Annotated in this window: 10 protein-coding genes; 3 read left to right on the top strand and 7 right to left on the bottom strand. The window is 63.7% G+C overall.

Annotated features, from left to right (window positions below; translation table 11 throughout):
- From EN943_RS31440 to EN943_RS31410, 7 genes are all read right to left on the bottom strand, one after another.
- Nucleotides 1-406 (bottom strand): PfkB family carbohydrate kinase (locus tag EN943_RS31440; protein WP_245476048.1); only part of this gene is annotated, 406 nt, incomplete at its 3' end.
- Nucleotides 403-1,278, bottom strand: coding sequence for a MurR/RpiR family transcriptional regulator (locus EN943_RS31435; RefSeq protein ID WP_127415931.1), 876 nt, complete (start codon nt 1,276-1,278; stop codon nt 403-405). The genes EN943_RS31440 and EN943_RS31435, both read right to left, overlap by 4 nt.
- Nucleotides 1,275-2,243, bottom strand: coding sequence for an ABC transporter permease (locus EN943_RS31430; protein WP_127415930.1), 969 nt, complete (start codon nt 2,241-2,243; stop codon nt 1,275-1,277). Before EN943_RS31430 ends, EN943_RS31435 begins: the two co-directional genes overlap by 4 nt.
- A 5-nt stretch (nt 2,244-2,248) precedes the next feature.
- Nucleotides 2,249-3,766, bottom strand: coding sequence for a sugar ABC transporter ATP-binding protein (locus EN943_RS31425; protein ID WP_127415929.1), 1,518 nt, complete (start codon nt 3,764-3,766; stop codon nt 2,249-2,251).
- Nucleotides 3,767-3,834: 68 nt separating this feature from the next.
- On the bottom strand, nt 3,835-4,887 hold the full coding sequence (locus EN943_RS31420) for a substrate-binding domain-containing protein (RefSeq protein ID WP_024502965.1): 1,053 nt from the start codon (nt 4,885-4,887) through the stop codon (nt 3,835-3,837).
- Between the two features lie 40 nt (nt 4,888-4,927).
- Nucleotides 4,928-5,917 (bottom strand): TIM barrel protein, encoded by a 990-nt coding sequence (locus EN943_RS31415; protein WP_127415928.1) that lies wholly within the window; start codon nt 5,915-5,917, stop codon nt 4,928-4,930.
- A 378-nt stretch (nt 5,918-6,295) separates the two neighbouring features.
- On the bottom strand, nt 6,296-6,499 hold the full coding sequence (locus tag EN943_RS31410) for a DUF465 domain-containing protein (protein ID WP_013529216.1): 204 nt from the start codon (nt 6,497-6,499) through the stop codon (nt 6,296-6,298).
- Nucleotides 6,500-6,738: 239 nt separating this feature from the next.
- Here EN943_RS31410 and EN943_RS31405 point away from each other — a divergent pair, with 239 nt between their 5' ends.
- From EN943_RS31405 to EN943_RS31395, 3 genes are all read left to right on the top strand, one after another.
- On the top strand, nt 6,739-6,918 hold the full coding sequence (locus EN943_RS31405; RefSeq protein ID WP_013529217.1) for a YdcH family protein: 180 nt from the start codon (nt 6,739-6,741) through the stop codon (nt 6,916-6,918).
- A gap of 334 nt (nt 6,919-7,252) precedes the next feature.
- Nucleotides 7,253-8,506 carry a flavodoxin-dependent (E)-4-hydroxy-3-methylbut-2-enyl-diphosphate synthase gene (gene ispG, locus EN943_RS31400; protein WP_164778472.1) on the top strand — a complete coding sequence of 418 codons (1,254 nt, stop codon included), beginning with the start codon at nt 7,253-7,255 and terminating at the stop codon, nt 8,504-8,506.
- Between the two features lie 5 nt (nt 8,507-8,511).
- A partial coding sequence (locus EN943_RS31395) for a lytic transglycosylase domain-containing protein (protein WP_164778471.1) occupies nt 8,512-9,016 on the top strand: 505 nt, incomplete at its 3' end.

Genomic DNA, 9,016 nt, shown 5'->3' with positions numbered 1-9,016 from the left:
CCGTTTGGGCCATCACATCTGAAGCAGAGATGATGTCGGCATGGCCCAGCGTCAGATTGCTGCCCGAGACGATCACCGCGCCATAGTCGCCGCCTGCGTCGAAGATCGCCACGCTCATGCCGGAGCCGGCACCAGCGGCCGCCCGCACGAAGCGGCGGTCGACCTTGGCGCGATCGAGATTGGCCAGCAACGCCCGCCCGAAATCATCGTCGCCGACGGCGCCGATCATCGCCGCGCGCACACCGGCCCGCGCCGCCGAGACTGCCTGGTTGCCGCCCTTGCCGCCGCATTTCGGATGCCAGGCATGGCCGGCCACCGTCTCGCCCTTGCGCGGGCGGTCGGGCGCGTCGACCATGATGTCGTAATGCAGGCTGCCGAATACGGTGACGAGCGGCGTTGTCGTCATGAACCCCGGTCTTTTCGTTTCGATGTCACCGCCGACATGGTGCGGCCGAGATTGCGCTCCGCCGCCTGATAGTCGCGCTGTGCCACCGCCACGAACAGTGCGTCGAGGATATTGAGCTGGGCAATGCGGGCCGCCGCGTTCTCACCCATCAGCGGCGAGCCCTGCGCGGTCGAGCACAGCACGATGTCGGCGACCGCAGCCAGCGGCGAGTTGTCGTAATTGGTGATGGCCAGCGTGCGGGCACCGTTCTTGCGGGCCAGCTGGATGGCGTCGATAACGGCCGACGTGTTGCCCGAATGCGAGAAGCCGACGGCGATGTCGTCGCCGCCGAGCAGCGAGGCCGACATCAGCATCATGTGCGAATCGTCATAGACGGATGCGCGGATGCCGATGCGCAGGAATTTGTGCGAGACGTCGCGGGCGATCTGCGCCGAGCCGCCGACGCCATAGAAATCCCGGTTCTTGGCACGGTAAAGAAGATCCGCGGCGCGGTCGAAATCCTCGATATCGAGGATCGCCAGAGTTTCCTCCAGTGCCTGGATGGAGGTGCGGAAAACCTTCTGCACGATCTCGGCCGAGCTGTCGTCGGACGACAGCTCCTGATGCATCTCGGCGGTCGGCAGGCGGCTGTATTCATAGACAGCGGTGCGGAAGTCGCGATAGCCGGAGAAGCCGAGTTTCTTGGCGATCTTGACCACCATCGCCTCGGACACGCCGGATTCTTCCGCGATCTGCTTGAGCGGAATGCTCTCGTCGAAGCCGCGCCGGCCGAAGACGGTTTCCACCACCTTCGCCTCCAGCGGGGTGAGATGCGGCATCATCATGCGGATGCGCGGTCCTACCGCTTTCAGGTCCAGCCCGCTCAAGGTCATCCACGCCCCCTCGTCACGCGATCGATAAGCATCGCGGCGAGGATTATAAGACCAGTTGCCAGAAGCTGATAGAAGGACTGCACGTTCATAAGCGTCAAACCGTTACGCATGGCGCCGAGGATGACGGCGCCCAGGATGGTGCCGATGACACTGCCCTTGCCGCCCATCAGCGAGGCCCCACCGATGGCCGCGGCAGCAATGGCGTCGAGTTCCCAGAGATTGCCAAGGATGGGCTCGGCGGCACCGAGCCGGCCGATCAGGATCTGCGCGGCAAGGGCTGCCAGCAAGCCCGAGATCATGTAGGCGGCGATCTTGGTGCGGGCGATCGGCACACCGGCGATGTAGGCTGCCTCTTCATTGCCGCCGACGGCGAGCAGATATTCGCCAAAAGGCGTCTTCTTCAAAACGACCCAGGCGACGACAGCCACGCAGGCGACGATGACGACCGCCAGCGGCAGCCCGAACAGCGATCCGTTGAAGACGGCGCGAAAGCCTGCGGGCAGGCCGAGCACCGGATTGCCGCCGGTGTAGATCAGCGCCAGCGCCCGATAGGTGCTGAGTGTTCCCAACGTGACGATGAAGGGCTGCAGCCCGACATAGGCGACAAGGATGCCGTTGACGAGGCCGCAGGCAAGGCCAATGGCGAAGCCGGCGGCTATGGCCAGCGGAAACGGCACGCCGGCGACCATCATCGAGGCCGCGATGACGGCCGAGAGTGCTGCCGTCGGCCCGACCGACAGGTCGATGCCGCCGGAGATGATGACCAGCGTCATGCCTAGCGCCAGACAGGCATTGATGCTCGACTGCTGCAGGATGTTGATTAGGTTGCGCTCGGCGAAGAAGCCGGGCACCAACGCACCGAACACGGCGAGGATCACCACAAGGCCGATCAGCGTGCCGGCGTCGCGCATGGAAACCCCGCGCAGGAATTCGGCGTGTGGCCGCACAAGAGTGGTATCCGACATATCCGTCACCTCTGCCTTGCCGATTGCGCGGCCGGCGTTTGCGTTTGCGGGATGGCGTGCGCCGCGATCGCCTGTTCTGAGAGATTTGCCCTATCGAGTTCGGCGGCGATGGTGCCGTCGCGCATGACCAGCACGCGGTCGGCAAGCCGGATCACTTCGGGAAGCTCGGAGGAGACGACGACCACCGCATGGCCCTCGCCGGCGAGTTCCTCGATCAGATGATAGATCTCCGCCTTGGCGCCGACATCGATGCCGCGCGTCGGCTCGTCGAACAAAAGGATGCGCGTTCCCGCCGCCAGCCAGCGTCCGATGATCGCCTTCTGTTGGTTGCCGCCGCTGAACAGGCGGATCGGCCGGTCGAGCAGGAATGGGCGCAGATTGACGCGGCTCATCTTCTCGGCCGCCACCTGTTTCAACCTGGTGTGATCGATGACGCCGCGCGACGCGAACACGCCCATCGAGGCCAGCGCCATATTGCTGGTGATCGAGCGCAGCGGCACGATGCCTTCGCGCTTGCGCTCCTCCGGCACCAGGCCGATGCCGGCGGCAATCGCATCGCGCGGGCTGGCGAAGCGCGCCGCCTTGCCGTCGATTGCAATCGTCCCCGCCGTGGCGCGATCGGCGCCGGCCAGGAGCCGCAAAAGTTCAGTGCGGCCGGAACCGACCAGGCCGGCAATGCCCAGCACCTCGCCGCGATGCAGATCGAACGACACGTTGCGCACCTTCGTCGCCGAGGAGAGGCCACGCGCGCTCAGCATGACCTTGTTCGAGGCGTGGGAGGTATGGTGTTCCTGTGCCAGTTCGCGGCCGACCATCATCGCCACGACCGCTTTCTCCGACAGGTCTTTCAGATCGACGGAATCGACGACGACGCCGTCGCGCATGATGGTGGCGCGCCGGCAGATGCCGAACACTTCGTCCAGCTTGTGCGAGACATAGACGACGGCGACGCCGTCGCGGGCGAGACCGGTGATGACTTGCGCCAGCCGTTCGAACTCGCTCGGCGTCAGGCTCGATGTCGGCTCGTCCATGGCGACGATGCGGGCGCGATCGAGCAGTGCGCGGGCGATCTCGACAATCTGCCGCTGCGCCACCTTCAGAGTTCCGAGCGGTGCGGCTGGATTAATGGACGGGTCAATGGCTGCAAGAGCCTCGGCGGCGCGGCGCTCCTGCTCGCGCCGGGCGACGAACATGCCGCCGCGCGTCAACGGATGGCCGAGGAACATGTTCTGCGCGACGCTAAGGCGCGGCACCTGCTGCAATTCCTGGTGGATCATGGCGACGCCCGCAGCGCGTGCGGCGACCGGGTTGGCGAGTGTAACCGGCTTGCCGTCAATGAGGACGCTTCCCGCCGTCGGCCTGTAGACGCCAGACAGGATGCGCAGCAGCGTCGACTTGCCGGCGCCATTTTCGCCGAGCAGCCCGTGGATTTCACCGGCACCGACCGAGAACGACACGCCGTCAAGCGCCCGCACGGCCGGAAACAGCTTGGAAATGCCCTGGAATTGCAGCCGGGGTGACATTGGGTTCTATCTCCGGGCAACGGTGCCGGCGGGAGCGAATTGCTCTGGCCGGCACTCGCTGATTGGCCTTACTGACCCGCAGCCGCGTCCTCGAGCAGTGCCTTGCGCGCGCCGGCGCCGGAATAGCGATCGGCATTGTCCTTGGTGATCAGCGCCTGGGGCGTGGCGACGACGCGTGGCAGCTTCTGTCCCGCGACGAGACGCAGAGCCGTTTCCAGCGCCACTTCGCCGGTAAGCACCGGGAAACTGTCGACCGTGCCGGTCAGTTCGCCGGCGCGGATCGAGGCATAGGCATCGGAAATGCCGTCGGTGCCGAAGACCGCAACCTTGTCCTGCAGGCCGGCAGCCTTGACCGCTTCGACAATGCCCAGCGCCATGCCGTCATTGTTGGCATAGAAGCCGATCAGGTCGGGGTGCTGCTGCAGGATGTTGGTGGCCGCATCATAGGAGGTCTGGCGGTCCCAGTTGCCGGGAACGCTGGCGACGACCTCGAACTTGCCTGCCTCCGTGATGGTCGACTTGAAGCCGTCGGTGCGCTGCACGGCGGCATAGACGCCAGCCTGGCCTTCGACGATGGCGACCTTGCCGCCATCCGGACGGTTCTTGATGAACCATTTGGCGACGCGCACGCCATTGTCGCGCTGGACATTGCCGACATAATGTTCGGCCTGCGGGATGACGGCGTCATTGACGTTGACCACCGGCACGTTGGCGGCCTTGGCCTGCTCCATGATCGGCTGCAGATTGGCATCCGTCTGCGGCGAGACGAGCAGCACGTTGTATCCCTGCGTCACTAGGCCTTCGGCGATGGTGAGCTGGCCGAGCTGGTCGCCCTCGCTCTGCGCCGCCTGATAGACGACGGGAACGCCGACCTTGGCGCCGAATGCCGTGTAGCCCTCGCCCAGCGAGCGCCAGTATTCATTGGTCAGCGTCTTGGAGACCGCGCCTGCCTTGGTGCCTTCGGGCAGCTTGGGGAACGCGCCGAACTTGGCCTCGACCTGCGACCAGTCGATGCGGTCCTTTTCCGTGTCGGAATTGAGCGGCGCGAGGTCGGCCGAAAAGGCAGAGCCTATCGACAGCGCCATCAGTGCGGCGGTGGCAGTGGCAAGCAGAAGTTTCATTGTATTCCTCCCTTGTTGAAAACGGTGATGGCGCGGATTCTCAGCTATCCGGCCCGAGCATGATTTCCTGGATGATGGCCTGCGACGTCACCGCATCCTGGCTGTCCATGGCGGCGGACAGGCGATTGTCCTGCTCCAGCCGGTCGACGACGCGCAGCATGCGCTTGACGGTGGCGATGTTGACTTCGCACTCACGCACCGGATCGAGCCCGGTCATGTCGGGGAACGTGTCGAAATAGATGGCGCCGGCGTAGCCGTCGCGGCGGATCTGCCTGAGCAGCTCGATGGTCTGCTGCGTGTGCACCGCGCCGACCATCAGGCCGTCGTCGCGCTTGGCGTAGCCGTCGTTCAGATGCACGCCGAGCAGCTTGCTGTGACGCGCCACCAGGGCCGCGGCAAAGGCCGGCTGTTCGTCGGCATAGAGCACATGGGCGAAATCGAGGGTGACGCCCAGATTGGGCAGGCCGACATCGCGGATCGCCAGCAAGGTCGTCGCCGCATCCGGCATCAGGCTGTAGGAGCGCGGCTCGTTCGGCTTGTATTCAAGGCTGATCTGACAGTCGGGATCATGTGCCGCCACTTCACGAATCCCATCGATTTCGTGTTGCCAAAGCGTCGCGTACTCGGCCTGGAAGGCGTAGTCGAAGCCATCCTGGCCGAGCCACAGCGTCATCAGGCTGGCGCCGGCCTCACGCACGGCATCAATGCCGGCTTTGGTCACGTCGATGGCCTCGCGGCGCACCGCCGGATCCGGATTGGTGAAGGCGCCGAGCTTGAAGGCGGGGTTGGAGTAGTAGCGCATGGCGAAGCCATTGATGGAAAGCCCGAGATCGCCCAGTTTGAGGGCGATTTCCGCAGGCTTCTCACTGACATGGTCAGGAAAGTTGAGGTCGAGATCGGTAAGCCCGCCGACCTTGGCGGCGCGCGCCGCCATCTGCAGCAGCGACGGCTTGCCGGTAAGGTCGGGCCATTCGGCCTGCGGCCGCGAGGCAAAGGAATTCAGGCGCGTGGCGAAACGAGTGGCTGTCATGGTCGATCCTTTCGTCATACTTCACATAAATACAAATATTTGTAAAGTTATTGTTTTGAAGCGCGGGTGGTGAGCTGTGTCGACGGCCGGGCTGAGCAGCGCAAAGGCGCAGGTTTCCCGGCGGCGTCCGTCAGAACGGTGGGATCAGTGACCGGGGGCCGTCCTCAGCCGCCGTTTTGCGGAAGCGTGCGACGAAGCCGTCGAGTTCGAGGTGCTGCATGTGCGAGATCGTCCGGCAGAAGAAGGCGCTGTCGCGGCTAGTGCACCAGCGAAAAAAAGCCCAACGATTGACCGGCCAAAAGCACCGTCACACGTCTGCGCAAGCAGACGCAGATCGCCGCTGCCTGGCGCTCGAGCGGCGTCAGCACATCACATCGTTCAAGCAATGATGTCGGGAATGATCTTGTCTTCCAGCGCCATCAGCCGGTCCTTGAGGAACAGCTTCTTCTTCTTCATGCGCTGGATCTGCAGTGGATCGCAGGCCATGGCGATCATCGCGTTGATGGCTGCATCGAAATCGGCGTGTTCCTGCTTCAGGCGGGAAAATTCGAGGCGAATATCGGCCTGTTCCTGATCGGACATTCTCTACCGTCTGCACGTCTGCGGCGCCCAAAGCTGGGCCTGATTGGGCGGGACCGGGTGTTTTGTCACCGGCGTGCAGCCCATATCACATTTCAAGGTGTCGTGGAATGCTACCACGGATCATTCGACATCGCCCCCGGAAGGTGACACACTGTCACCGTGCCGTCACAGAAGCGAACCTGCGGTGGACGCGCCGTGACGGTTGCAATCGAGGAAAACCATGAAAGGGAGAACCAATCATGTCTCTTGCATCCCATCTTGATGAGTTGCAGCGGAAACACGGCGACATCGAACGTGAAATCGATGACGCGATGAATCATCCATCGGTCGACGACCTGGAAATCGTGAATCTCAAGCGACGCAAGCTGGCACTCAAGGACGAGATTGAAAAACTAAGAGGAAAACCGACCACGCACTGATGCCCTCCTGACACAGCCGCCCGGTATCCGCGGCCTCTTTTTCCGGCGGCTCCCCGCCGCCGGTGTGGAGGGTTTTGATTCTCCAGCACCGGTCTGTCAGCCGAAGCTGGACTTGCACCGGCTCAATTTCCGCTTCGGCCGTCGCCCGTTTCGCCAGATCATCGATTGTTTCTGGTCGCTGGCGGCGTGCCGATTCCGGCCAATGGCGACCTGTCGCCATTGACAAGCCATCTTTGCTCCTCCACCTCATGCCCGGACCTCAGCGCATCGGCCCGGGGCGTCGTTGTGCGCCCATGCAGGACACAAGATGCTCCAGAGACAAAAGGCTGCCGGCATGACCGGATATTTTTCCTCTCCTTTCCCCCGCCGCACCTCGGTCGGCGTCGATGTCGGCAGCGTGGTCGTCGGCGGCGGCGCGCCTGTTGTCGTCCAGTCGATGACCAATACCGACACGGCCGATATCGACCAGACGGTTGCGCAGGTCGCAGCGCTCCACCGGGCCGGCTCCGAGATCGTGCGCATCACCGTCGATCGCGACGAGAGTGCCGCCGCCGTACCGCGCATTCATGAGCGGCTTCAGCGGCTCGGCATCAACGTGCCGCTGGTCGGCGATTTCCACTATATCGGCCACAAGCTTTTGGCCGATCACCCGGCCTGCGCCGAGGCGCTGGCCAAATATCGGATCAACCCCGGCAATGTCGGCTTCAAGGACAAGAAGGACCGGCAGTTCGCCGATATCGTCGAGATGGCGATCAGGCATGACAAGCCGGTGCGCATCGGTGTCAACTGGGGCTCGCTCGACCAGGAGCTTTTGACCCGGCTGATGGACGACAACCAGGACAAGGGTTTTCCGCTGACGGCGCAGGAGGTGATGCGTGAGGCGATCGTGCAGTCGGCGATTCTGTCGGCCGAGATGGCGGAAGAGATCGGCCTTGGCCGCGAGAAAATCATCCTGTCGGCCAAGGTCAGCGGCGTGCAGGACCTGATTGCCGTCTATACCGAGCTCGCTACCCGCTCCAACCATGCGCTGCATCTCGGCCTGACTGAAGCCGGCATGGGCTCGAAAGGTATCGTCGCTTCGTCGGCCGCCATGGGCATCCTGCTGCAGCAAGGCATCGGCGACACCATCCGCATCTCGCTGACGCCGGAGCCGAATGGCGACCGCACACGCGAGGTGCAGGTGTCGCAGGAATTGCTGCAGACCATGGGGTTCAGGCAGTTCGTGCCGATCGTTGCCGCTTGCCCCGGCTGCGGCCGCACGACCTCGACCGTGTTCCAGGAACTTGCCCAGAACATCCAGGCGGATCTCAGGAAGAACATGCCCGTGTGGCGCGATAAATATCCCGGCGTCGAGAACCTCAAGGTCGCGGTGATGGGTTGCATCGTCAACGGTCCGGGCGAGTCCAAGCATGCCGACATCGGCATTTCGCTGCCCGGCACCGGCGAGACGCCGACCGCGCCTGTCTTCGTCGACGGCAAGAAGGCAGCGACGCTGCGCGGACCGTCGATCGCGGCGGATTTCGAGAAAATGGTCGCCGACTATATCGAACAGCGGTTCGGTCGCGGCGGCAAGGCCGCGGCAGAGTAGGTCAAATGCAGCGTTTCCTATGGGCGACGCTGATCCTGCTGTGTGGGCTGGTCTGGTCGACGCTGGCTCAGGCCGATCCGCCGCAATCCGCCAAGCAACGGCTTATCGACAAGGTCTGCAACCTGATCCAGGCGCATGCCGACCAAAACGGCCTGCCCAGGGATTTCTTCGCCCGGCTAATCTGGAAGGAGAGCCGTTTCGATCCCAACGCCGTCAGTCCGGTCGGTGCCGAAGGCATTGCCCAGTTCATGCCGGGCACCGCCAAGATGCGCGGGCTCGCCAATTCCTTCGACATCAGCCAGGCGATCCCGGCTTCGGCGAAATATCTCGCCGAAATGAAAACCGGCTACGGCAATCTCGGCCTGGCGGCCGCCGCCTACAATGCCGGCGAGAGCCGGGTGTCGCGCTGGCTCAGCTCCGGCGGTTTCCTGCCGATGGAAACCGAAAGCTATGTCTTCGACATCATGGGCGAACCAGCCGACAAGTTCACCGACCGGGCCTATGCTGGAA

Origin of the sequence: Mesorhizobium sp. M7A.F.Ca.US.006.01.1.1 (assembly GCF_003997935.1) — a bacterium.
Classification (GTDB): domain Bacteria; phylum Pseudomonadota; class Alphaproteobacteria; order Rhizobiales; family Rhizobiaceae; genus Mesorhizobium.
This window is presented reverse-complemented; position numbering and strand designations above follow the sequence as displayed.